15 protein-coding genes and 3 rRNA genes are annotated in these 24,841 nt (G+C 64.0%); 10 read left to right on the top strand and 8 right to left on the bottom strand.

Annotated features, from left to right (window positions below):
- Positions 1-46: 46 nt before the first annotated feature.
- Positions 47-1,075 carry a GNAT family N-acetyltransferase gene (locus tag MF407_RS02605; RefSeq protein ID WP_129625982.1) on the bottom strand — a complete coding sequence of 343 codons (1,029 nt, stop codon included), beginning with the start codon at positions 1,073-1,075 and terminating at the stop codon, positions 47-49.
- A 137-nt stretch (positions 1,076-1,212) separates the two neighbouring features.
- Here MF407_RS02605 and MF407_RS02600 point away from each other — a divergent pair, with 137 nt between their 5' ends.
- The 4 genes from MF407_RS02600 to MF407_RS02585 all read left to right on the top strand — a co-directional run bounded on the left by MF407_RS02600 (position 1,213) and on the right by MF407_RS02585 (position 3,863).
- Positions 1,213-1,674, top strand: a complete 462-nt coding sequence (locus tag MF407_RS02600) for a lamin tail domain-containing protein (protein WP_239701164.1) — start codon at positions 1,213-1,215, stop codon at positions 1,672-1,674.
- A 64-nt stretch (positions 1,675-1,738) separates the two neighbouring features.
- Entirely contained in the window at positions 1,739-2,458 is a 720-nt protein-coding gene (gene msrA, locus MF407_RS02595) for a peptide-methionine (S)-S-oxide reductase MsrA (protein WP_239701163.1), read from the top strand.
- 104 nt (positions 2,459-2,562) lie between these two features.
- Positions 2,563-3,120 (top strand): hypothetical protein, encoded by a 558-nt coding sequence (locus MF407_RS02590; RefSeq protein WP_129625984.1) that lies wholly within the window; start codon positions 2,563-2,565, stop codon positions 3,118-3,120.
- Positions 3,121-3,353: 233 nt separating this feature from the next.
- Positions 3,354-3,863, top strand: coding sequence for a ferritin (locus tag MF407_RS02585; RefSeq protein WP_129625985.1), 510 nt, complete (start codon positions 3,354-3,356; stop codon positions 3,861-3,863).
- Positions 3,864-3,928: 65 nt separating this feature from the next.
- On the opposite strand, the gene MF407_RS02580 is transcribed toward MF407_RS02585, so the two are convergent.
- Positions 3,929-4,417, bottom strand: coding sequence for a phosphoribosyltransferase (locus MF407_RS02580; RefSeq protein ID WP_129625986.1), 489 nt, complete (start codon positions 4,415-4,417; stop codon positions 3,929-3,931).
- 80 nt (positions 4,418-4,497) lie between these two features.
- On the opposite strand from MF407_RS02580, the gene MF407_RS02575 reads away from it, so the two are divergent.
- Positions 4,498-5,115 (top strand): hypothetical protein, encoded by a 618-nt coding sequence (locus MF407_RS02575; protein ID WP_129625987.1) that lies wholly within the window; start codon positions 4,498-4,500, stop codon positions 5,113-5,115.
- A 66-nt stretch (positions 5,116-5,181) separates the two neighbouring features.
- On the opposite strand, the gene MF407_RS02570 is transcribed toward MF407_RS02575, so the two are convergent.
- Positions 5,182-6,111 carry a PRC and DUF2382 domain-containing protein gene (locus MF407_RS02570; protein WP_129625988.1) on the bottom strand — a complete coding sequence of 310 codons (930 nt, stop codon included), beginning with the start codon at positions 6,109-6,111 and terminating at the stop codon, positions 5,182-5,184.
- A gap of 198 nt (positions 6,112-6,309) precedes the next feature.
- Between MF407_RS02570 and MF407_RS02565 the strand changes: the two genes are divergently transcribed.
- Complete coding sequence (locus MF407_RS02565; RefSeq protein WP_239701162.1) at positions 6,310-7,890, top strand: DNA polymerase Y family protein; 1,581 nt, start codon at positions 6,310-6,312, stop codon at positions 7,888-7,890.
- Between the two features lie 25 nt (positions 7,891-7,915).
- Entirely contained in the window at positions 7,916-11,338 is a 3,423-nt protein-coding gene (locus MF407_RS02560) for an error-prone DNA polymerase (RefSeq protein WP_129625990.1), read from the top strand.
- A gap of 6 nt (positions 11,339-11,344) precedes the next feature.
- Here MF407_RS02560 and lysX read toward each other — a convergent pair whose 3' ends face one another.
- From lysX to MF407_RS02535, 5 genes are all read right to left on the bottom strand, one after another.
- Positions 11,345-14,767, bottom strand: coding sequence for a bifunctional lysylphosphatidylglycerol synthetase/lysine--tRNA ligase LysX (gene lysX, locus MF407_RS02555; protein WP_239701161.1), 3,423 nt, complete (start codon positions 14,765-14,767; stop codon positions 11,345-11,347).
- Between the two features lie 171 nt (positions 14,768-14,938).
- Positions 14,939-15,056 (bottom strand): 5S ribosomal RNA (gene rrf / locus MF407_RS02550).
- Positions 15,057-15,159: 103 nt separating this feature from the next.
- A 23S ribosomal RNA gene (locus MF407_RS02545) occupies positions 15,160-18,285 on the bottom strand.
- 426 nt (positions 18,286-18,711) lie between these two features.
- A 16S ribosomal RNA gene (locus MF407_RS02540) occupies positions 18,712-20,234 on the bottom strand.
- Together the 16S, 23S and 5S rRNA genes form the textbook arrangement of a ribosomal RNA operon.
- A gap of 438 nt (positions 20,235-20,672) precedes the next feature.
- Positions 20,673-22,049 (bottom strand): cystathionine beta-synthase, encoded by a 1,377-nt coding sequence (locus tag MF407_RS02535; RefSeq protein WP_129624515.1) that lies wholly within the window; start codon positions 22,047-22,049, stop codon positions 20,673-20,675.
- 146 nt (positions 22,050-22,195) lie between these two features.
- On the opposite strand from MF407_RS02535, the gene MF407_RS02530 reads away from it, so the two are divergent.
- The 3 genes from MF407_RS02530 to MF407_RS02520 all read left to right on the top strand — a co-directional run bounded on the left by MF407_RS02530 (position 22,196) and on the right by MF407_RS02520 (position 24,831).
- On the top strand, positions 22,196-23,266 hold the full coding sequence (locus MF407_RS02530) for an SGNH/GDSL hydrolase family protein (RefSeq protein ID WP_129624516.1): 1,071 nt from the start codon (positions 22,196-22,198) through the stop codon (positions 23,264-23,266).
- A gap of 66 nt (positions 23,267-23,332) precedes the next feature.
- Entirely contained in the window at positions 23,333-24,556 is a 1,224-nt protein-coding gene (locus tag MF407_RS02525) for an acetyl-CoA C-acetyltransferase (protein WP_129624517.1), read from the top strand.
- 68 nt (positions 24,557-24,624) lie between these two features.
- Positions 24,625-24,831, top strand: coding sequence for a hypothetical protein (locus MF407_RS02520; protein ID WP_239701160.1), 207 nt, complete (start codon positions 24,625-24,627; stop codon positions 24,829-24,831).
- The last annotated feature ends 10 nt before the right edge of the window (positions 24,832-24,841 follow it).

The raw sequence follows: 24,841 nt of genomic DNA, 5'->3' as shown, positions 1-24,841 counted from the left end.
TGGCCGGGCTATGAACTGGTGGCCGGGCTATACCCCGGCCGGTGGTTCACAGCCCGGCCACTCGGTGAGTCAGATCGAGTTCCCAGACCTGCAGAACGCCCTGCCGCTCGTACCCGAGGTCGGCGTTGACGGCCAGCATGTGCCGGTTATCGTCGGCGTTCCACGTGCGCACGCGGCTCACTCGCGGCAGCTCGTCCATCAGCGCGAGTGCCGCAGCAGCCTTGAGCCGCAGACCGAGTCCATGGCCCCGAGCTTCACGCAGGACCAGGGTGTCCTGCTGGTAGGCCAGCGTCGGGGTCTCGCGTGGCGATTCAACCTGGGTGAAACCGACCATCTCCTCGCCCTCGAAGGCGACCGCGACGACGACGTGGCGCTGCGCTTGCTTGGTCGCCCAGTCGAGGTTCTCGCGCACTCGCTCCGGCGTCCAGGCCTCTTCTTCCGTGGTCATGTCACCCTGTGGGGCGTCGGTGCTCATCCGCTGTTCGAGAATCGCAAGGCCCGGCAACCATTCGTCCGGGACGTCGTCGACGCGCCACTCGACCCGGAACGCGGCAGCATCCTCGATCCCCTCACCGGCCGCCAGCCCGGCCAGCCGATCACGGTCGGCAGGCAGCGGCATCGCGCTGCGGAAGAGGGTCTGGACATTTCTGAATCCGAACCGCTCGGCGAAATCGGGGCCGACAGAGACTTCTGCGTCCGTCGGGGTTTCGGTGTCGACCTGCACGGTCGTGCGTCCGGCCTCGCCGACCCGTCGCAGCACGTCCTGCGCCAGAGCCATGCCGACACCCTTCTTGCGGTGATCCGGATCGACATGCAGCATCAACAATGCAAGGTGCTTGTTGTCATGGGCCGGCATCGCCACGGCCGCCATGCCGATCACCGCGTCGCCCTCGACGGCGGCGAGGTCGATGAAGGTGTGTTGGGTACCGCGGCGTCGCCCCTGCACCTCACCCAGGCTCCAACCGGAGTGTTCACTGCCCCAGACAGCCTCCCCGCTGCGGGTCTGGACGTCGATCCAGTGCTGAGCCTGCTCGCCGTCGCCGAACAGGTCGATCTCACGCACCTCGAAAGTCATGGGTCGATCCTTTCCCGGGTCCGCCAGCAGGCACAACCGAGTATTGCGAAACGGCGGACAGGAAGTTCGACGCTCAACTACTCTTGAACAGCGGGTCTGACGGCCCGGTCCATTCACTTGCCAAGGGGAACCTCCACATGCGTCGCATCGCCGCCGGGCTGGCCGCTGCCTGTGCTCTGTCCACCATCGCTTCGGGCACCCACTCGGCGGACGCCGCCCTGCCGCCGCTGAAGCTCGGCGCCTTCGCCGCCGACCCGCGCGGAAACGACCTGCCGGTGTCGAACACCAAGCTCAACGCGGAGTGGATCCAGCTGACCAACACGACAACTCGGGCAATCAACCTGACCGGGTACACCGTCCGCGACAACGGCGACAACCACATCTTCCGCTTCCCCCGCAACTTCGTGCTGGGTGCGAAGAAGACGGTGACGATCCGCACCGGGCGCGGCACCGCGTCCGCCACGAACCAGTACTTCGGAAAGACAACCCAGTACGTGTGGAACAACACCGGCGACACCGCTCGGCTGGTGAACTCCCGTGGTGCAGTGACGCACCGCTGCACCTACACCAAGGCGCTCTCCGGGATGAAGTACTGCTGAGTCGACAACGCGCTCGAACGAACCGCTCGGGAAGGTTCCCGGGCGGCTCGTCGTTGTGTCGGACATGATCTTCGGTTTCGGACGCCCCGCCACCATGGTCACCGCCGACCACGCACTGCCCGGCCGTGACAACGAACTTCCGGGAATCCCGGACACACACGAGGTGCTCGGCACGCCTCTTCGTGGCCCCTGGCCCGACGGCACGCAGGTGCTGTACGTGGCGATGGGATGTTTCTGGGGAGCCGAACGGATCTTCTGGAAACTGCCGGGCGTGGTGACGACGGCCGCCGGTTACATGGGCGGCTTCACGAAGCACCCGACGTACGAGGAGACCTGCACCGGACGCACCGGGCACACCGAAGCCGTGCTGGTCGCCTACGACCCCGCACAGACTTCACCCGAACTGTTGCTCAAGGAATTCTGGGAGAATCACGACCCCACCACCGCCAACCGCCAGGGCAACGACGTCGGTACGCAATACCGATCGGCGATCTACTGGACGACGCCCGAGCAGCAGGAAGCCGCCGAGGCGACTCGCGACAGCTTCCAGACAGTGTTGAGCGACAACGGATTCGGCGAGATCAGCACCGAAGTGCGCAGTGCCGAGGACGCCGGCCCGTTCTATTACGCAGAGGGCTACCACCAGCAGTACCTGCACAAGAACCCCGGCGGATACTGCAATCACGGACCCAACGGCATGACCTGCCCAGTGGGCATCGTGCGTCAGGACCAGTTGCCCGCACAGTCCGATGTACTCCCGCCGGACGGACATCCGACCCACTGAAGTCGCGGAGAACAGGGTAGATCTGCCCATTCCCTTTGACGGGCTCTAGGAGCATCCTGGAACCGGCGCGGTATTCCCGCTCCGAATTCTCAAGGGGAGGCACCATGAAGAAGAAGTTCGGCATTGCTGCTTCGGCAGTCGCACTGGCGGCCACGGCCGGCATCTCACCCATCGGCGCAGACAACGCGCAGGCCACCGCCTGCACTGCACCGTGGGGCTCGCTGGCGAAGACCTCTTCGCCCATGACCACACGCCCGGTCACAGGGGTCCGGGTCGGTCAACACGGATGCTTCGAGCGGATGGTCATCGACCTGGGCCGCGGATCCGGCAACACCGGCTACGACGTCCGTTACGTCAGCAAGGCGGTCGTCGACCCGAGCGGCCAGGTGCTGCGCCTGCGGGGTGGCGCCGTCCTGCAGGTCATCGCGAAGGCACCGGCGTACACCACGTCCGGCGTTCCCACCTACCGCCCGGCGAACCGCATGGAAGTGGCCAACGTCGCCGGTTGGTACAACTTCAAGCAGATCGCCTACGGGTCCTCCTTCGAGGGCCAGACGCAGTTCTTCATCGGACTGCGCGGACGCCTGCCGATGAAGGTGTTCGTGCTCAACGACACGGACGGTGGCCAGCGACTGGTGATCGACGTCGTCAACAGTTGGTGATCCGCTGAAGCAACTCCAAATGCACGAGGGAACGCCGCAAATGGCGTTCCCTCGTGCATTTGCCGTTCCTTAACGCCGGCTGGAACGGGCCCATTCGGCAACCCGTGGGGTGGCGCCTGGTCGAAGAACGGACCCGAAGAATCGACTGCCGCGGACCTGAGCAGCATCCGCCCGGCAGCAAGCTGAGGCTTTGCTCAGCGGCGCCGCGAAGTGCCGCGCGTTAGGCTCGTGGAATGAAGATGAGCGACGCCCTGGAGAAGGCATTCAACGACCAGATCACCCTCGAGTTCGAAGCATCGATCGTCTACCGCCAGCTCGCGATCGAGATGGACGAGATGGATCTTCCCGGTATGGCAGCGTGGCTGCGCCACCAGGCCGATGAGGAGATCGTGCACGCGAACAAGTTCATCGACCACGTCGCCGACCGCGACAACGACGCGAAGATCGGCACCATCCCCGCACCGCAGGTGCAGGTGCAGACGGTGCTGGACGCGTTCGAGGCCGCGCTGAAGCACGAGCAGCGCGTCTCCGATTCGATCCGCGACCTGTACCGGGCGGCCGAGAAGGAGGGCGACCTCGACTCCCGCCCGCTGCTCAACTGGTTCCTCAACGAGCAGATCGAGGAAGAGGCGACGGTCAGCGAGATCGTCGGACGAGTGAAGCTGATCAATGACGACGGTCCGGGACTGCTGCGCCTGGATGAGGAACTCGGCAAGCGCCCGACCGAGTCCACCGAGGCCTGATCGCACATACGAAAGGCGCCGTCCCCGGATCCGGGGACGGCGCCTTGCGTTGGCCTCAGCGCCGATCAGTGCTTGGTCTGCGAGGAGGTGAGCGGCGGCTGGCTCGACCATGGGAAGTCGATCCACTGATCGGTGTACTTCCACACATAGTCGCAGTTGACGATCGTGCGCGATTTCTCGTAGATGCACGCGATCTTGGACTCGGCCACGTGGTCGGCGACGAACTCCTGCACCAGCTTCAGCGTCTTGCCGGTGTCGGCCACGTCATCGACGACAAGCACCTTCATCCCTGACAGATCCACCGCCGCAGGTGTGGGCGGCAGCATGATCGGCACGTCCAGTCGCTGATCGACGCCGGTGTAGAACTCGACGTTCACCACCGACACGTTCTTGATGTCCAACGCGTACCCGAGGGCGCCGCCGAACGGCAGACCGCCACGCGCGATCGACAGGACGAGGTCCGGTTCGAAGCCGGAATCGACCACATTCTGGGCGACCTCGCGCACCGCACGCCCGAAGTCTTCGTAGGTCAGCACTTCCCGCTCAGCAGCCATGTGTAGATCCTGCCGCATGCCGTCCCGAACGTGTGCACCGGCCACTTGCATATATCGAACATGTGTTCGATGCTTGATGGATGACCACGACCCTTCCGGATCGACTGGAGACGATCGCTGCCCTACGCAGCGAACTGCACCGCGCACAGCCGGCCGGACAGTCGCTGCCCACCCATTCCGCCCTGACCGAACTGGTCGGGCCGGGACTACGAGTGGGCACCGTTCACTGCATCACCAACTCGACAAGCCTGGGCATCGCTTTGATGGCCGGCGCATCCGCCGCCGGATCATGGTGCGCCACAGTCGGTTTCCCGGATCTGGGCCTGGAGTGTGCGGACGAGTGGGGCGTCGACCTGGAACGTCTTGCCCTCATCCCACAAGTACGACCCGAGCAATGGCTCGACACCGTCTGCGCGCTGATCGAGGCGATCGACGTTGTCCTCGCCCGCCCTGCTCCACCCCTCGCACCCGGGTTGCGCAATCGACTGCTCGCCCGCCTGCGCCACCGGGGCGCGACCCTGCTTGTTGCCGGCGCTTGGCCGCAGGCGACCAGCACCTTCGAGGTGACCGCCGATCGTTGGCACGGGCTCGAACACGGCCATGGCCACCTGGTGAGTCGCGAGTTGACGATCTCGTGCACCCGCGGCCACCGCACCACGAGCGCCACCGTCCAGTGGCCACCACCGCACCGTCGGTGAGATCTTCCGCGACATGAGAAGTGGCCCCGGGAGAACCCCGGGGCCACTTCATGCGATCACGACAGCTCAGTGGTTGTCGCGGCCGTCCTTCAGGTCGCGAGCCTTGTCCTTCGCCTTGTCGGCAAGGCCGCGGTTGTCGTCGCGGTCACCGTCGACACCACGACGGCCGTCCTCGTCGACGACGACTTCCTCACGGCCGACCTCGGCGTCGACGCGGCGCTCGTCCTGGACCTTGTTGGTCTGCAGTCCGACGCGCTCCTTGTCGACGACCTCCTTGTCGACCACCGGACGCTCCTCGGAGAGGGTCACCGACACCTCGTCGTCGCCGAGCTTGCCGCCACGGCTGCCGTCGCCATCGGTGATCGGCTCACGGACGACCTCGAACTCCTCGCGCTCGACCGGCACGGTGACGGTCTTCTGCTCGGTGACGACGTGCTTGCGCAAGCGGACGCGGCCGGTCTCGACACGCTCCTTGCCGACCTTGAGCTCCTCCTCGCGGCGGACGACCGAGTTGTCGTCGCCGTCGAAGCCACGTCGGTCGCGGTCGCCGGTGTCGGGACGGTCGAGGTCACGGTCGACATCTCCGCCACGGCCGGCAACTTCACCAGCAGCACCGGCAACACCCAGGCCGTCACGGTCGCGGTCGCCGTCATTGCCGATGCGGCCGTCATCCACACCGCCGGCGCGGCCACCGTCGAGCTGGTAGTAGCGGTAGATCTCGTCCTGCTCCTGCTCGGACAGGTGACCGTCGGCGTCGACGTTCGGCGCGTCCTTGATGAAGTCCTTGGTGTACGGGACACGCAGGTCGTCACCGTCGTTCTGCGCCATGTCCAGCGGAACGAAGGTCTCGTTGTTGCCGAAAAGCCCGGTCTTCACCGTCACGAAGGTGGGGCGGTCGGTCTCGTCGTCCAGGTAGACCTGGCCGATGGAACCGACCTTGTCACCGTCCTGGTCGACAACGTTCTGGCCGTGCAGCCGATTGATGTCAAGCGTCATGAACTACAACCCCTTCAAGAGATGTTGGTTGAGACTTCCTGCTCTCCCAAGACTGTTCGCTGAACAGTCACATCTCATTTGTGTCATGCCTGAGGACGAAGTGGGGGCTTGCGGAGCGACAGATTTTCTGATTGATGTCCCACCTGCCCGCGACTCACCGCGCTTGCCTAGTTCGTACACATGTTCGATACTCGATGGATGACCGCGTCCATCCCACTCAGCACACGCCCCGCGCGTGCGCTGGTCGTGTGGTGCCCGAACTGGTCGATCGAGGCGGTACGCCGCTCGATGGGAAGCGCCGCCCCGTCGGCCTTCGCACTGGTTCGGGCCGGCCGGCTCGTCGCGGTCTGCGAGACCGCGGCCCAGGAAGCCGTGACCGTCGGCCTACGGGTCCGAGAAGCGCAGGTGCGGTGTCCGAATCTTGTTGTCCTGCAACATGACCCGGCACTCGACGAGCGACGCTTCGCGCCGGTTCTACGTGCGGTGGAGAAGCTCGTTCCCCACATGCAGGTGCTGCGTCCAGGCACGATCGCGATGCGTATCGCCGGTGCTTCGCGTTTCTACGGCAGCGAGGACGCCGTGGTGGAGAGCCTGTTCGACCAACTGAGCGACACCGACGTCCCCGACGCCCGGATCGCGGTCGCCGAAGGACTCTTCGCAGCAGAGCAGGCCGCGTACGCGACGACGCCCGAACGCCCGTTCGTCAACCTGTCCGCCGACGACACCCACCGCTTCCTGCGTACCCTGCCGGTCGAGGCCGTCGCGCAGGAGATCGATCAACTTGACCTGGCAAAAACTTTGCGTCGCATGGGTATTCGCAACCTTGGCGGGTTCGCTCGACTGCCTCGACAACAGGTTCATGCACGCTTCGGCGAGGGTGGCCTGCGCGCCCACCGACTCGCGAGCGGGCAGGACGCTCCTTTGTTGCGCACATCCCCGGTGCCCACCGATCTTTCGGTACGTGCGGTCTGCGACCCACCGGCCACCGACACCGCCACCATCACCCACTGGGTACGCGTTCACTGCGAGCAATTGACCGAGCGCCTGCGCCGTGCCGGACAGGTCTGCCACGAGATCCGTGTCGAACTGCGCACCGAGGCAGGAGTGGTACACGAACGCCGGTGGCGGCACACCTGGCCCTTCGGAGTCGACGACATGGTCGAGCGGGTCCGGTGGCAACTCGACGACTTCGACGCCGAACAGGAGACCCGGTTCGACGCAATCAGCTCGGTGGCCGTCGCCGCCGAATCTCCCACGGCTGCAAGCGAACACGCTCAAGGCCTCTGGGGAGAACGCCCCGACCGACACATCGTCCATGCACTCACCTCGCTGCAGCACGAACTCGGTCACTCGGGCGTGTGCAGTGCGACGTTGGTCGGCGGACGGTTGCTGCACGAGCGACAGGCGATCCGTCCGTGGGGTGATGCCGCTCCGGCCCAGGCCCGGCTGGAGCAACCCTGGCCGGGCACCGTCCCGGGCCCGGCACCGGCCACCGTCTTCCGACGAGCCCGCCCCGCAGAGGTGAGCACGGACGACGGCGAGGCGGTCGGGGTCGATTCGCGCGGCAACCTTTCCCGTCCGCCGACCCACTGGCGGCCGGCCCATGATCGGTCTCCCCGGCGCCGGATCGTCGCATGGAACGGACCCTGGCCGCTGCGTCAGCATTGGTGGCAAAAACCGTTGCAGGTCAATCGTTTTCAGATCATCGACGACGCATCACAGGCGTGGTTGCTGATCGCCGCACCGAACGGCTGGTGGATCGAGGCTCGCTATGACTGACCTACGCAGGTTGTGGTGGTGAGGGATGGGATGGAACAACCCGCCGATCCCGTGGTCGCAACTGGAGCAGGCCCTCTCTCACGGCGTCCGCCCGCAGGTGCGGCAGGAGTTGGTCGCCGACGGTGGTGACGGGCCGGCGTTCTCCCGCAAACGTGCCAAGTTCACTCCGGCCAGGATCGACCGCCCCGACGTCGTCGTGCCCTACGCCGAACTGCATGCCCACTCGCACTACAGCTTCCTGGACGGTGCCTCCTCGCCCGAGGATCTCGTCACCGAGGCGGTGGCGCTCGGGCTGCACGGGCTCGCACTCACCGACCACGACGGGCTGTACGGCATCGTCCGGCTCGCCGAAGCTGCCGAGAGTTACGGCGACCTGATCACGATGTACGGAGCCGAGCTGTCGTTCGGATTGAGCGCGCCGCAGAACGGCAACGCCGATCCGGAAGGACATCACCTCGTCCTGATCGCCGATGGCGTGGAGGGGTACCGGAAGTTGGCCACCGCCCTCACCGACGGTCACCTACACCCGGAGGCGGAGAAGGGGCGCCCGGTGCACGACCTCGCCCGCATCGCGAGCATCACCTCCGGGTCAAGTTTTGTGCTGACCGGGTGCCGCAAAGGCCTTGTCCGGCAAGCACTTTCGCGAGGTGATGAAGGCGCTGCCATGAGCGAACTCGAGCGTCTGGCCGAACTCTTCGGTCACGATCGCGTTCTGGTCGAACTCACCGATCACGGTGATCCGAGTGACGGTCCACGCAATGACCGACTGGCCGATCTGGCTCGCCGGTGCCGACTCGACGTCGTGGCGACCAACGCCGTCCACTACGCCTCACCGGAGAACTACCCGCTCGCAACAGCCGTCGCGGCCGTTCGCGCACGGCGCAGTCTCGACGATCTCGACGGCTGGTTACCCGCGTCCGACCAGGCTCACCTGCGCAGCGGGGGCGAGATGCAGCGACGGTTCGGTCGGTTCCCCGGTGCGATCGAGCGCACCGTCGAGATCGCCGACCAGTCCGGCTTCCGTCTCCGTGCAGCGACCCCACGTCTGCCGAAGCAGGACGTACCGGCCGGACACACGTCGATGAGCTACCTGAGACAACTGGTCGAAACCGCTGCGGCACAAAAGTTCTCGCCGATGTCGGCCGAGGTGCGCCAGCGGCTCGACAAGGAACTCGACGTCATCGAGGCCAAGGACTTCCCCGGCTACTTCCTGATCGTCCACGACATCGTCACCTTCGCCCGTGGCGAAGGCATCCTGTGCCAGGGCCGCGGGTCGGCGGCCGCGTCCCTGGTCTGTTACGTGCTGGGCATCACGGTGATCGACCCGATCTTCTACCGGCTGCCCTTCGAACGCTTCCTGTCCGAACTACGCGAAGAAGCACCCGACATCGACATCGATTTCGATTCCGGACGACGCGAGGAGGTGATCCAGTACGTCTACAGGCGTTATGGCCGACGCAATGCGGCGCAGGTGGCCAATGTCGTCACCTATCGTCCGAAGAACGCCGTCCGCGACATGGCAAAAGCTTTGGGGCACAGTCAAGGTCAGCAGGACGCATGGTCCAAGCAGGTCGAACGGTGGGGCGCCGACATCAGTAGTGCCGACCACGACATCCCCCTACCGGTGATCGGCCTGGCGCAACAGGTGCTGACCTTCCCGCGGCACCTGGGCATCCACTCCGGTGGCATGGTGCTCACCGAGCGACCGGTGGGTGAGGTGTGCCCGATCGAACCGGCCCGGATGGAGAACCGCACCGTCCTGCAGTGGGACAAGGACGACTGCGCGTGGATGGGACTGGTGAAGTTCGACCTGCTCGGCCTGGGCATGCTGGCCGCGCTGCAGTACACCTTCGATCTCGTGCAGGAGCACCTGGGCGAGCAGTGGCACATCGAGACGCTGCCGAAGGGCGAACGCGGGGTCTACGACATGCTCGCCCGAGCCGACTCCATCGGTGTCTTCCAGGTCGAGAGCCGCGCTCAGATGGGCACCCTTCCCCGCCTGAAGCCCCGCTGCTTCTACGACCTCGCGGTCGAGATCGCGCTCATCCGTCCCGGCCCGATCCAGGGCGGCGCCGTCCACCCTTACATCCGCAGGCGCACCGGCGAGGACGAGATCACCTACCCACATCCGTTGGTGAAGGACGTGCTCGAACGCACCCTCGGCGTCCCGTTGTTCCAGGAGCAACTGATGCAGATGGCGGTCAGCGTCGGCGGCTGCTCCCCCGCCGACGCCGACTTGCTGCGCCGGGCGATGGGTTCCAAGCGCGGGGTGGAACGGATCGACGCCCTGCGGACCCGGCTCTATGAAGGTATGTATGCCAACGGCATCAGTCCCGAAGTGGCCGACGAGATCTACAACAAGATCGAGGCGTTCGCAAACTTCGGGTTCGCCGAGTCACACGCGCTCAGTTTCGCGGTGCTGGTCTATGCCAGTTCCTGGCTGAAACTGCACTACCCCGCCGCCTTCCTCGCCGCCCTGCTGCGCGCGCAACCGATGGGCTTCTACGCACCGCAGACTCTCGTCGGTGACGCCCGCCGCCACGGCGTGCAGGTGCGTCCGCCGCATCTGCACCGCTCCGATGTGTACGCCGGACTCGAACCGATCGACGACTCCATCACCTCCCCCGCCTCCCCCTCCGGACTCCCCGACTGTCTGTGCGACCACAGCGAGGACGACATCGGACTGTTCGACCCGAGCCGGCCCGACGACACCGCCGAGCACCGGCGTGATGCCCCGTTCGCCGTACGGCTCGGGTTCGACGAGATCAAGAACCTCGGCGAGGCAGCCGCCGAACGCATCGTCGCCGCCAGGCAGAAGGACGGCGAGTTCACCGATCTGGCCGATCTGTCCCGCCGGGCGGTGCTGGACGCCGACCAACTGGAGGCTCTGGCGCTCAGCGGCGCGCTCGATTGCATCGCCGGCTCGCGGCGTGATGCCCTGTGGCGGTCCGCGGAGGCGGCGACCGTCCGCGAGGGCCAGTTGGAGTTCACCGTGCCCTACCAACCACCGCTGCTCCCCTTGCTCACCCCGGGCGAGATCCTGCAGCACGATCTGCAATCGACCGGCATCAGCCCGAACGATCACCCGATCCGGCACAACCGAGAGGCGTTGAGCGCCAGAGGAGTTCGACCGATCGAGTCCTGCCGGACGGTCGAGTCCGGACGCCGGATCGAGGTGGCCGGCGTCGTCACCCACCGGCAGCGTCCGGCCACCGCGAGCGGCATCACCTTTCTCAACCTCGAGGACGAGACCGGCCTGCTCAACGTGATCGTCAGTCGTGGCGTGTGGCACCGTTACCGACGGATCGCTCGCACGGCGCCCGCCATGGTCATCCGCGGCATCCTCGAAAGTTCGGCCGCCGACGGTATGGCGATCACCAATCTGGTCGCCGACCGGCTGGAACCGCTCACGATCAGCGTGCGTACCGGGTCGCGCGACTTCCGTTGACCAGGTTCAGTCGTCGTCGCCGTGACCACTCGGCCGCACGAACGGGAACGCGAGCGTGGCTTTGATGTTGGTGCCGAGCAGCATCATGATCAGTCGGTCGACACCGAACCCCAGGCCACCGGTCGGCGGCATGCCGAGTTCGAGTGCCCCGAGGAAGGCCTCGTCGACCTCCATCGCCTCCGGGTCGCCCGCGGCAGCGGCCATCGACTGACGGGTCAGACGCTCGCGCTGATCAATGGGGTCGATGAGCTCGCTGTACGCGGTGCCCATCTCCGCGCCGAACGCGACCAGGTCCCACTGCTCCGCCAACTTCGGGTCGTTGCGGTTCGGACGCGCCAGCGGCGAGACCTCGACCGGGAAGTCCTTGTAGAAGGTCGGGAACGTGGTCTGCTTCTCGACCAGTGCCTCGTACAACTCCATCACCAGCTTGCCCGGACCGGCCCCGGCCGGCGCACCGACACCGTGGGCGGCGCAGATCTGCGCGAGGTCGGCGAGCGGCGAAGCGCTGGTGACGGTCTGCCCGACCGCCTTCGACACCGCCTCGTGCACGGTCACGACCGGCCACGGACGGTCCAGGTCGACCTCGTCCACTCCCCCTGAAGCGTTGGGCCGCAAGGCGACCGGACGGCCGTTCACGGCAACCGCGGTGCGCAGCACGACCTCCCGCATGAGTTCGCGCATGGTGTCGTAGTCGCCGTAGGCCTCGTACGCCTCCAACGAGGTGAACTCCGGGTTGTGGGTCGCGTCCGTGCCCTCGTTGCGGAAGTTGCGGTTCAGTTCGAAGATCCGCTGCATCCCGCCGACCGCCAGCCGCTTCAAGTAGAGCTCGGGTGCGATGCGCAGGTACAGGCCCATGTTGTAGGCGTTGATATGCGTCTTGAACGGACGCGCGGTCGCGCCGCCGTGGATCGCCTGAAGCATAGGCGTCTCCACCTCGACGAACCCCTTGTCGGTGAAGACGTCACGCATGGCTCGCACGCCGATGAACCGGCGCTGCAGCATCGCGAGTGAGTTCGGGTCGAGGAGCAGGTCGAGGGAACGGTTGCGCGCCCGGACGTCCTCCGACAGTCGGGTATGCATCACCGGCATGGGGCTCAAGCACTTGGACGCCATGCGCCACGAGTGCATCAGCACCGACAGTTCTCCGTTGCGGGAGGTCGCGACCACGCCGGTGACGCTCACCAGGTCGCCCAGGTCGACCGTCCGGCGCCACAGTTCACGCGCCTGGCGGGGTGTTCCTTCGACGGTGACCATCACCTGGATCCGTGAGCCCTCGTCGTCGAGGACTGCGAAGGTGACGCCGCCCAGGTTGCGCCAGGCACGGATGCGTCCGCTGACCGACACGGCGACGTCGGTCGTCGTGTCCGGGGCCAACCCCCTGTGTGCTGCAACAAGCTCGGCCACGCGATGGGTGCGCGGCACCGACACGGGGTAGCCCTCGAAACCCGCCTCACGCAGCAGCTCCAGCTTGCCTCGACGGACGCGCTGTTGCTCGCTGAGTTGCACGGCGTCCGGTTCCGGAATGAGCAGATCGCGTTCCTGCTCACGCACGGTCTCGTTGAACCCCTCCTCGGTGCGCACCGGTTGGCTCTCACCCGGACGAGGTCCGATGAGGAAGCGAGGACCGACCGGACGCACGAAGCCCTCGGCGATACCCATCGCCAGCCCGGCGCGGGCCACGGTGAGGGCGGGGTCGTAGCAGAGCATCCGTGGAACCCACGTCGGGCGGTACTTGTCGTTGGACCGATAGAGCGTCTCGAGTTGGTAGAACCTGGACGCGAACGACAACGCAGCATCCGTCAGCTTCGTGACCGGACCGGCACCCACCTGATCGGCTGTGCTGAACACGTTGCGGAACACGGCGAAGTTCAGCGACACCCGGCGAATGCCGAGGTCACCGCCGAGTTCGATCAGCTTGGCGACCAGGTACTCGTTGAGACCGTTCTCCGCGGAGCGGTCTCGACGCATGAGGTCCAGGGACACACCGCGCACGCCCCACGGCACGAACGACAGAAAACCACGAATGACACCTTCGCGGTCTCGGGCCGTGATGAGTACGCATCGACCGTCGGCCGGGTCACCAAGTCGGTTGAGCGCCATCGAGAAACCACGCTCGGTCTCGTTGCCGCGCCATTCGGTGGCCAGGCGTTCGATCTCGGCGAGTTCATCGGGGTTCAGGTCACCGTGTCGACGAACTTCGGCGGTGTATCCGGCCCGGTTGATCCTGGTGACCGCCTGTCGCACCGGACGCATGGACCGACCCCGCAGACTGAAGGAGTCGACGTCGATGATCGCTTCGTCGCCCAATGGGAAGGCCCGCAGGCCGGCGTCGACATACATCTGGGACGCCTTGTCACCACTGGAAAGAACCGCACTGTACAGACCGAGTTCACGGCACTGCTTGCGCCAGGCTTCGATGGTTGCGGGCCACGACCCCGGATCGCCGATGGGGTCGGCACTGGCGACGCTCACACTTCCCTCGTTGCGGAAGGTGAGGACCGCCCGGCCGTCCGGTGAGAACACCGCGGACTTGTCGCGGCGCGTGGCGAAGTAGCCGAGCGAGTCGTCCTCTCCGTGCTCCAGCAACAGGCGGCGGACCGCCAGTTCCTGGTCGGCGCTCTGCCATCCCGCCCCGTGGCCGGCCCGCCACACCGCCAGCAGCGCGAGCACCAGCGCGATCGCCGACGTGAGGCCGGCAAGTACATAGATCCAGTGCGGCCCGTAATGACCGTCGAAGACCGGAGTGCCGGGCGGGGTCTCGATTCCGAACGCCGAACGGACGCTCCAACGTGCACGCTCTCCCGGGCCCTTGAGCGTGTGCGGGAAGAACCAGGTCAGCGCGAAGGACAGACACGCGGACAGCAGCAGTCCGCTCAGCAGGACTCCGAGACCGAGCCGGAGGCTGCCCTTCTGCAGACGGGCCGGGAATGCGGACCTGCTGAGCAGCAGCGCGATGAAGACGACGGTCTGTATCGACAGCGCGACCAGATTGAACGCGACACCTGAGCGGATCTCGATGTAGTCCCGGGTCCAGCCGTTGACCTGTTCGACCGTCAGCCACTCGGGAGAGTCCCAGGCGACGTAGACCAGCAACGCAGAAGAGATCAGCGCGACGAGCATGACAACCAGCACCACGGTGTGGGCGGCACGCAGACGTCTGCGGACGGCCCCGGCCAGAACGAGTGTCAGGGCCGCAATGAAGAGGCTGGGTTCTGATGGAAGGCCGGCCAGGGAGAACAGGTCGGAGACGACCAACCCGATGATCTCCAACCCCAGCAGGAGCGAGATCAGCGACCACAGGGCGGCCACCACCAGCAGACGCCCGAGCCAGACGGCGACCCGTTCGCGCCAGCCTGTCTTGAGACGTACCGATGCGGCGGATCCGCCATACGAATTGATCGAGCCCTTGAACACCCTGCTGACGCTCACCCAGCGGCCTCCGCATTCTGCTTCTCGCACCCTCATTCCCGAGGCCCGACGTCCATCTTGCAGGACGCCGGTGCGGTCCGCGTGGTTGGGGCGAAAAATGAACGCCGGAAACCGGCCGAGGAATGCACAAAGGGCCGCCCCTGAGGGGCAGCCCTTTGCCTTTAAAAAGAAGTCCGGCGGTGTCCTACTCTCCCACACCCTACCGAGTGCAGTACCATCGGCGCTGAAGGGCTTAGCTTCCGGGTTCGGAATGTGACCGGGCGTTTCCCACTTCGCTATGACCGCCGTAACACTATGAAACTATGACGCCAACAGGTTTGTTGCGTGTTGTTTCAGATATCGCATAGTGGACGCTAAAGCATGAACTGCAGGAACCCTTTGTTGTGAAGGGTTTGAGTAAGTTATCGGCTTATTAGTACCGGTCAGCTACACACATTACTGTGCTTCCACGTCCGGCCTATCAACCCAGTCGTCTACTGGGAGCCTCTCACCCACAAAGGGGCATGGAAACCTCATCTTGAAGCGTGCTTCCCGCTTAGATGCTTTCAGCGGTTATCACTTCCGAACGTAGCTAATCAGCGGTGCTCCTGGCGGAACAACTGACACACCAGAGGTTCGTCCATCCCGGTCCTCTCGTACTAGGGACAGGTCTTCTCAAGTTTCCTACGCGCACAGCGGATAGGGACCGAACTGTCTCACGACGTTCTAAACCCAGCTCGCGTACCGCTTTAATGGGCGAACAGCCCAACCCTTGGGACCTACTCCAGCCCCAGGATGCGACGAGCCGACATCGAGGTGCCAAACCATGCCGTCGATATGAGCTCTTGGGCAAGATCAGCCTGTTATCCCCGGGGTACCTTTTATCCGTTGAGCGACGGCGCTTCCACAAGCCACCGCCGGGTCACTAGTCCCGACTTTCGTCTCTGCTCGACATGTCTGTCTCACAGTCAAGCTCCCTTGTGCACTTACACTCAAAACCTGATTGCCAACCAGGCTGAGGGAACCTTTGGGCGCCTCCGTTACCTTTTGGGAGGCAACCGCCCCAGTTAAACTACCCACCAGGCACTGTCCCTGATCCGGATCACGGACCGAGGTTAGGAGCCCAGAACGACCAGAGTGGTATTTCAACGTTGACTCCACACACACTGGCGTGCATGCTTCACAGTCTCCCACCTATCCTACACAAGCCGTACCGAACACCAATACCAAGCTGTAGTAAAGGTCCCGGGGTCTTTCCGTCCTGCTGCGCGTAACGAGCATCTTTACTCGTAGTGCAATTTCGCCGAGTTCGCGGTTGAGACAGTGGAGAAGTCGTTACGCCATTCGTGCAGGTCGGAACTTACCCGACAAGGAATTTCGCTACCTTAGGATGGTTATAGTTACCACCGCCGTTTACTGGCGCTTAAGTTCTCAGCTTCGCCCAAAGGCTAACCGGTCCCCTTAACGTTCCAGCACCGGGCAGGCGTCAGTCCGTATACATCGAATTACTTCTTCGCACGGACCTGTGTTTTTAGTAAACAGTCGCTTCTCCCTGGTCTCTGCGGCCCTCACCCCTAGTGAGCAAGTCACTTCAAGGATTGGGCCCCCCTTCTCCCGAAGTTACGGGGGCATTTTGCCGAATTCCTTAACCACGATTCACTCGATCGCCTTAGTATTCTCTACCTAACCACCTGAGTCGGTTTAGGGTACGGGCGGCTCGAACCTCGCTAGAAGTTTTTCTCGGCAGCATAGGATCACCCTACTTCCCACATATGTGGTCACTATCAACTCTCAGCCTGAATGACTGGCGGATTTGCCTACCAGTCGGCCTACAGTCTTAGACGGGGACAACCATCGCCCCGCGGAGGCTACCTTCCTGCGTCACTCCCTCGCTTACCTACTACAAGATCGGGTCCCACGCTCCCCACCAACACGCACACCCGAAGGCGTACGAACATGATGGTTCGGGTGGTTAGCATCCCTTGGTTCGATATGGGCGGTCCTTCGCCGGTTCCGGAATATCAACCGGATGTCCATCGACTACGCCTGTCGGCCTCGCCTTAGGTCCCGACTTACCCAGGGCAGATTAGCTTGACCCTGGAACCCTTGGTTATTCGGCGGACGGGTTTCTCACCCGTCATTCGCTACTCATGCCTGCATTCTCACTCGTGTGGCCTCCACACCTGGATCACTCCGGCGCTTCACTGCCCACACGACGCTCCCCTACCCAACCATACCCCTGGACCACAAACACAAGGCTTGAAATCAGGGTGTCGTGTGATTGCCACAGCTTCGGTGGTGTGCTTGAGCCCCGCTACATTGTCGGCGCGGAATCACTTGACCAGTGAGCTATTACGCACTCTTTAAAGGGTGGCTGCTTCTAAGCCAACCTCCTGGTTGTCACAGCAACTCCACATCCTTTTCCACTTAGCACACGCTTAGGGACCTTAGCTGGTGATCTGGGCTGTTTCCCTCTCGACTATGAAGCTTATCCCCCACAGTCTCACTGCCACGCTCTCACTTACCGGCATTCGGAGTTTGGCTGACGTCAGTAACCTGGTGAGGCCCATCAGCCATCCAGTAGCTCTACCTCCGGCAAGAAACACGTGACGCTGCACCTAAATGCATTTCGGGGAGAACCAGCTATCACGGAGTTTGATTGGCCTTTCACCCCTACCCACAGCTCATCCCCTCAGTTTTCAACCTAAGTGGGTTCGGTCCTCCACGACGTCTTACCGTCGCTTCAACCTGGCCATGGGTAGATCACTCCGCTTCGGGTCTAGACCCAGCGACTAAAAACGCCCTCTTCGGACTCGCTTTCGCTACGGCTACCCCACCCGGGTTAACCTCGCCACTGAGCACTAACTCGCAGGCTCATTCTTCAAAAGGCACGCCATCACCCCAACAAGGAGGCTCTGACGGATTGTAAGCGCACGGTTTCAGGTACTATTTCACTCCCCTCCCGGGGTACTTTTCACCTTTCCCTCACGGTACTAGTCCGCTATCGGTCACCAGGGAATATTTAGGCTTAGCAGGTGGTCCTGCCAGATTCACACCGGATTTCACGGGCCCGGTGCTACTTGGGAACACGTCCAAGACAGTGACACATGTTTCGGCTACAGGACTTACACCCTCTCCGGTACACCATTCAAGATGTTTCGCCTACACGCGCCATTTCTAACTGCCCACCAACATGTCAGCATTGGTAAGAACGATCCCACAACCCCACGACTGCAACCCCTGACAGGTATCACACAACCGCGGTTTAGCCTCATCCGCTTTCGCTCGCCACTACTCACGGAATCACTCTTGTTTTCTCTTCCTGTGGGTACTGAGATGTTTCACTTCCCCACGTTCCCTCCACATACCCTATGAGTTCAGGTATGGGTCACACCACATGAATGGTGCGGGGTTCCCCCATTCGGAAATCCTCGGATCACAGTCTGGTTATCGACTCCCCGAGGCTTATCGCAGATTCCTACGTCCTTCATCGGTTCCTGGTGCCAAGGCATCCACCGTACGCTCTTAAAAACTTACACAAAAAACTTCACAGAGCACTACAGATGCTTCGCGTCCACTATGCAATTCTCAAACAACACACAGCACCACCACCACCCACACCAACCCAGACCCACAAGCCCAGATCATTCAGTGCAGCCGGCGAACAGCCTGCCAACCCAGAAAAAACAACCCCAACCACCACCACAACCCACCAAGGAGCTGTACCAGTCGCCGAAGATCGTTTCTTCAGGACCCAACAACGTGCCGACACCCCACACCCAGCAACCACCCCGAACACCTTTCCACAACCCCAGCCCAGCATCCGTGATCACTCACATCAGCCGAACCACCGGTTCGTACTTGGTCGAGACAGCCACCCGGTCACGGGCACCATGATTGATGTTCCACCCTTGAGCAGGACCCCACCACACACGCGGTGATGAAAGGCCACTGTCGCTCCTTAGAAAGGAGGTGATCCAGCCGCACCTTCCGGTACGGCTACCTTGTTACGACTTAGTCCCAATCGCCAATCCCACCTTCGACGGCTCCCCCCACAAGGGTTAGGCCACCGGCTTCGGGTGTTACCGACTTTCGTGACTTGACGGGCGGTGTGTACAAGGCCCGGGAACGTATTCACCGCAGCACTGCTGATCTGCGATTACTAGCGACTCCAACTTCATGGGGTCGAGTTGCAGACCCCAATCCGAACTGAGACCGGTTTTAAGGGATTCGCTCCACCTCACGGTATCGCAGCCCTCTGTACCAGCCATTGTAGCATGCGTGAAGCCCAAGACATAAGGGGCATGATGATTTGACGTCATCCCCACCTTCCTCCGAGTTGACCCCGGCAGTCTCCCATGAGTCCCCACCATCACGTGCTGGCAACATGGAACGAGGGTTGCGCTCGTTGCGGGACTTAACCCAACATCTCACGACACGAGCTGACGACAACCATGCACCACCTGTACACCAGCCAAAAGGCACACACATCTCTGCATGCTTCCGGTGTATGTCAAGCCTTGGTAAGGTTCTTCGCGTTGCATCGAATTAATCCGCATGCTCCGCCGCTTGTGCGGGCCCCCGTCAATTCCTTTGAGTTTTAGCCTTGCGGCCGTACTCCCCAGGCGGGGCGCTTAATGCGTTAGCTGCGGCACGGAACTCGTGGAATGAGTCCCACACCTAGCGCCCAACGTTTACGGCATGGACTACCAGGGTATCTAATCCTGTTCGCTCCCCATGCTTTCGCTTCTCAGCGTCAGTAATGGCCCAGAGACCTGCCTTCGCCATCGGTGTTCCTCCTGATATCTGCGCATTTCACCGCTACACCAGGAATTCCAGTCTCCCCTACCATACTCTAGCCTGCCCGTACCCACTGCAGAACCGGAGTTAAGCCCCGGTCTTTCACAGCAGACGCGACAAACCGCCTACAAGCTCTTTACGCCCAATAATTCCGGACAACGCTCGCACCCTACGTATTACCGCGGCTGCTGGCACGTAGTTAGCCGGTGCTTCTTCTGCAGGTACCGTCACTCTCGCTTCGTCCCTACTGAAAGAGGTTTACAACCCGAAGGCCGTCATCCCTCACGCGGCGTCGCTGCATCAGGCTTTCGCCCATTGTGCAATATTCCCCACTGCTGCCTCCCGTAGGAGTCTGGGCCGTGTCTCAGTCCCAGTGTGGCCGGTCACCCTCTCAGGCCGGCTACCCGTCAAAGCCTTGGTGAGCCACTACCTCACCAACAAGCTGATAGGCCGCGAGTCCATCCCCCACCAAAAAATCTTTCCACACACAACCATGCGACCATGTATGAATATCCAGTATTAGACCTCGTTTCCAAGGCTTATCCCAGAGTGAAGGGCAGGTTACTCACGTGTTACTCACCCGTTCGCCACTAATCCACCCCAGCAAGCTGGAGCTTCATCGTTCGACTTGCATGTGTTAAGCACGCCGCCAGCGTTCGTCCTGAGCCAGGATCAAACTCTCCGTAAAAAAACAGAAAAACCATCCTGGCCGAAATTGATCAAGAGCATCCATAAAAAATGCTACTGAGTACAATCTCAACCAAACAAACATTTGGCATCAATCACTCGACACGCTGTTGAGTTCTCAAGAAACGATCAGACATCGTCGAAAATGCGATGAAGCATCTTCTTCAAGCTGATTTTCTGGTTCTTCCGAATCTTGGGCGTCAGATCCGTGGATCCTCGCGCGCTTGGCTCCGGAAGGAGTGTCCAGCTTAGCTCCGCTCTAGGCGAGAGTCAAACCGGCCTGCCAGCCTGCGGTGCGGCCCCACCTTCCGGTGTTCCCGCCTCCCTGTCGGGCTGACGTCGTAAACATTAGGTGACCATCGCGGAAACTTCCAAATCCGCAGGTCAGAGGCTGTTTTCGCTTGATCGCACCTGGGCGCACCCCGACGAAACCAGTACGTCAGGCGGCCAGGATGCCCAGCAGATCCGCACGGGTCAGCACGCCGATCGGTTTACCGCCGTCCACGACCATCAGGGCGTCGCTCTCGGCCAGCTGTGCGCGCATGTGCTCGACCGGTTCGCCAGCACCGACCAACGCAAGCGCCGGCTCCATGTGTTTCTCGACGGAGTCGGCGAGGTGGGCCTTGCCGGCGTAGATCGCATCCAGCAGTGCACGCTCGCTCACGGAGCCGGCGACCTCTCCGGCCATAATGGGCGGCTCGGCCTTCACGACCGGCATCTGCGAGACGCCGTACTCGCGCAGGATCTCGATGGCGTCCCGCACGGTTTCGTTCGGGTGGGTGTGGACGAGCGCAGGCATGTCGCCGCTCTTGGCCGCCAGCACATCGCCGGCCGTGCGGCTCTCCTGCCCCCGCATGAAGCCGTACGAGGACATCCAGTTGTCGTCGAAGATCTTCGACATGTATCCCCGCCCGGAGTCGGGAAGCAGGACGACCACGACCGCGTCGGAGGGCAAGTCCTTCGCGTGACGCAACGCGGCCACGACGGCCATGCCGCACGACCCGCCGACCAGCAGGCCCTCCTCCAGGGCCAACCGGCGCGTCATCTCGAAGGATTCGGCGTCGCTCACGGCGATCACGTCGTCGACCACCTTCGGGTCGTAGGCACGCGGCCACATGTCCTCACCCACGCCCTCCACCAGGTAGGGCCGTCCGGTGCCCCCGGAGTACACCGAGCCCTCGGGGTCCGCGCCGATGATCCGGACCCGTCCGCCTTCCCGATCGGCGGAGATCTCACGCAGGTAGCGGCCGGTGCCGGTGATCGTGCCTCCGGTGCCGATGCCGGCGACGAAGGAGGTGATCCTGCCGTCGGTGTCGTTCCAGATCTCCGGGCCGGTCGTCTCGTAGTGCGACGCGGGCCCGTTCAGGTTGGAGTACTGATCCGGCTTCCAACCACCCTCGGTCTCCTGGGCGATGCGGTCCGACACGCTGTAGTAGGAGTCCGGGTGCTCAGGCGCCACTGACGTGGGGGTGACGATGACCTCCGCCCCGTAGGCGCGCAGCACGTTGCGCTTGTCCTCGCTGACCTTGTCCGGGCAGACGAAGATGCACTTGTAGCCCTTGCGCTGTGCGACGAGGGCCAGACCGACCCCCGTGTTGCCTGAGGTGGGCTCGACGATGGTGCCACCCGGCTGCAACTCTCCCGACGCCTCGGCAGCCTCGACCATCTTGAGCGCGATGCGGTCCTTCACCGACCCGCCCGGGTTCATGTACTCGACCTTGGCCAGCACCGTGCACGCGACGCCGTCGGTGACGCTGTTGAGCTTGACGAGGGGTGTGCCGCCGACGAGGTCCACGATGTGCTCCGCATACTTCATGCCGCGAATGTCTCACATCGTGGTCGGAATACGAAGTAGCGGTCACGTCGCCCGGCTGCGGGACGTTGACCTGTGAGCACGCGTCCGGGGACCCGTGGTGAGAGGATCCACCGAAAGCGAAGCAACCGAATCGAACGGGGTGAGGCATGACCGGGGCACGCAAGATCGCTTCCACTGCGGCGTACGCAGGATCGATCGGGGCCGCCGGCCTGGCAGGTGTCGGTCTTGGCGCGTACGGGCTGCTGCGGATCGAGGCGATGATCGCCCGTCGGGTCGTCGGCCAGCCCTTCGAAGGAGCGCCGGAGGACTCCGGCACCTACGGACACGCACCCGGCGCGCCGGTCGAGTTGCTCGTGGTCGGCGACTCCACCGCCAAGGGGATGGGTGCCGACCGGTCGACCCAGACCGTCGGTGCGATCGTCGCCACCGCGGTTGCCGCCATTGCGGGACGTCCGGTGCACTTGACCAACGTCGCGTCCGTCGGAGCGATCTCGACCGACCTCGGCGCCCAGGTGGAGCGCGCCCTCGAACTTGTCGACCGACCGCACGTCGCGCTGATCATGATCGGCGCGAACGACGTCACGCGCAGTGTCCAGCGCGCCACCTCGATACGCCACCTCGCCGCGGCCGTCGCAGCCTTGCGCGCGGTCGGGTGCGAGGTCGTCGTAGGCACCTGTCCCGACCTCGGAGTGATCGAACCCGTCCCCCAACCGTTGCGCTTCCTGACCCGCAAGTGGTCGCGTGACCTCGCCGCAGCCCAGACCGTCGCGGTCGTCGAGCACGGCGGCCGCACGGTGTCCCTCGGCGACCTGCTCGGTCACGAGTTCGAGCAGACGCCGTCGGTGATGTTCAGCAAGGACCGCTTCCATCCCTCCGCAGCCGGCTACGCGCGCGCAGCATCGGCGTTGATCCCCTCCGTGTTGGACGCGCTCGGCCAGGCCTCGACCGACACCGGCCGTGCGCCCGATCGCCGCCGCGGAGAGAGCATCGGTCCGGTCTCCGTCGCGGCGATGCGAGCCGTGCGAGATCCGGGAACCGAGGTCAGCGCCACCGCGATCGGCGGACAGGAGTCGGGCCACCGCGGACGCTGGGCGGTGCTGTTGCGACGCCACCATGAACCGCTTCCGGCCGCCGTCGAACCGCCTGCGCCGGACGCATCCGTGACCGGGATGAGCGACCACGAGACGCCCGTCACATCGGACGTTACCGAGTCGTAGACTCGGAGGAAGCCCCGGCACCACCGCGCCCGCGCGTGCCGTGAACCCACCGACATCGGAGGACCCATGCCCGAAGCAGTCATCGTCTCGACCGCCCGCACGCCGATCGGTCGCGCATTCAAGGGTTCGTTGAAGGACGTCCGCCCGGACGACCTCGCGACCCAGGTCGTCCAGGCCGCACTGGCCAAGGTGCCGAATCTCGACCCCACCTTGATCGACGACCTCTACCTCGGTTGCGCCGAGCCCTGGGGCGAGCACGGCAACAACATGGCACGCGTCGTCGCGGTGCTGGCCGGCCTCGACACCGTCCCCGGTGCGACCGTCAACCGCTTCTGCTCCTCATCGGTGCAGACCACGCGCATGGCGTACCACGCGATCAAGGCCGGCGAAGGTGACATCTTCGTCTCGGCGGGCGTCGAGTGCGTGAGCCGTTACCTCGACTTCTCCAGCGCCGGTTCGTCGCGCGAGGACATCCAGAACTCCAAGTTCAAGGACTCCGTGGCTCGCACGGCGAAGATCGCAGCCGAGAACACCCCCTGGACCGACCCGCGCGACGAGGGCATGCTGCCCGACGTCTACATCGCGATGGGCCAGACCGCCGAGAACGTCGCGACCTCCCGCGGCATCAGCCGCGAGCGCCAGGACGAGTGGGGCGTCTCGAGCCAGAACCGTGCAGAGCAGGCCATCAAGGACGGCTTCTTCGAGCGCGAGATCGCGCCGGTGACCCTGGCTGACGGCACCGTCGTCTCCACCGACGACGGTCCACGTGCCGGCGTCACCCTGGAGAAGGTCTCGAGCCTGCAGCCGGTGTTCCGGGAGAACGGCACCGTCACCGCAGGTAACTGCTGCCCGCTGAACGACGGCGCCGCAGCGGTCGTCGTCATGAGCGACACCAAGGCCAAGGAACTGGGTCTGACGCCGCTCGCTCGCGTCATCTCCACCGGCGTCTCGGGCCTCTCCCCCGAGATCATGGGCCTCGGCCCGGTCGAGGCGTCCAAGCAGGCGCTGAAGCGCGCCGGTATGACGATCGGCGACATGGACCTCTACGAGATCAACGAGGCGTTCGCCGCTCAGGTGCTGCCCTCGGCCGACGACCTCGGCATGGATTTCGACAAGCTGAACAAGTTCGGTGGCGCGATCGCCCTCGGCCACCCGTTCGGCTCCACCGGCGCCCGCATCACGACGACGCTGCTCAACGGCCTGCAGACCGTCGACGGCACCTACGGCCTGGAGACCATGTGTGTCGGTGGCGGCCAGGGCATGGCGATCATCTACGAGCGTCTGTCCTGATCGACCCCAGACCCGAGGCGGTACGCCTCGAACTCGGACGCGTGGTCCGACGGTGGCAACAGCTGCCGTTGGACCGCGCGTCCGCGCTGTGTCCGCGGGTTCGTGCGTCGGCACGTGCGTTGTTCGACCTCAGCGGCCCGACCGACGACTTCGCGGAGCTGGGACCGGTCGCGACCATGGACCAGTTGAAGGTCGCGGCGTACGACGCGTCCGCGTCCGGGCACGGCGACGCGGCGGCGCAGGAACTCCTCCGACTGCGTCACGTCATTGGCTGAACGCACCGAC

The sequence above is a fragment of the Yimella sp. NH-Cas1 genome, from assembly GCF_022359705.1.
Taxonomy (GTDB): domain Bacteria; phylum Actinomycetota; class Actinomycetes; order Actinomycetales; family Dermatophilaceae; genus Yimella; species Yimella lutea.
This window is presented reverse-complemented; position numbering and strand designations above follow the sequence as displayed.

Excerpts from the sequence above, each read along its gene's own strand:
- MF407_RS02530 (WP_129624516.1), top strand. The coding sequence starts at position 22,196 with ATGACCGGGGCACGCAAGATCGCTTCCACTGCGGCGTACGCAGGATCG.
- msrA (WP_239701163.1), top strand. The coding sequence starts at position 1,739 with ATGATCTTCGGTTTCGGACGCCCCGCCACCATGGTCACCGCCGACCAC.
- MF407_RS02565 (WP_239701162.1), top strand. The coding sequence starts at position 6,310 with ATGACCGCGTCCATCCCACTCAGCACACGCCCCGCGCGTGCGCTGGTC.
- MF407_RS02535 (WP_129624515.1), bottom strand. The coding sequence starts at position 22,049 with ATGAAGTATGCGGAGCACATCGTGGACCTCGTCGGCGGCACACCCCTC.
- MF407_RS02585 (WP_129625985.1), top strand. The coding sequence starts at position 3,354 with ATGAAGATGAGCGACGCCCTGGAGAAGGCATTCAACGACCAGATCACC.
- MF407_RS02575 (WP_129625987.1), top strand. The coding sequence starts at position 4,498 with ATGACCACGACCCTTCCGGATCGACTGGAGACGATCGCTGCCCTACGC.
- MF407_RS02560 (WP_129625990.1), top strand. The coding sequence starts at position 7,916 with ATGGGATGGAACAACCCGCCGATCCCGTGGTCGCAACTGGAGCAGGCC.
- MF407_RS02605 (WP_129625982.1), bottom strand. The coding sequence starts at position 1,075 with ATGACTTTCGAGGTGCGTGAGATCGACCTGTTCGGCGACGGCGAGCAG.
- MF407_RS02525 (WP_129624517.1), top strand. The coding sequence starts at position 23,333 with ATGCCCGAAGCAGTCATCGTCTCGACCGCCCGCACGCCGATCGGTCGC.
- MF407_RS02580 (WP_129625986.1), bottom strand. The coding sequence starts at position 4,417 with ATGGCTGCTGAGCGGGAAGTGCTGACCTACGAAGACTTCGGGCGTGCG.
- MF407_RS02590 (WP_129625984.1), top strand. The coding sequence starts at position 2,563 with ATGAAGAAGAAGTTCGGCATTGCTGCTTCGGCAGTCGCACTGGCGGCC.
- MF407_RS02570 (WP_129625988.1), bottom strand. The coding sequence starts at position 6,111 with ATGACGCTTGACATCAATCGGCTGCACGGCCAGAACGTTGTCGACCAG.
- MF407_RS02600 (WP_239701164.1), top strand. The coding sequence starts at position 1,213 with ATGCGTCGCATCGCCGCCGGGCTGGCCGCTGCCTGTGCTCTGTCCACC.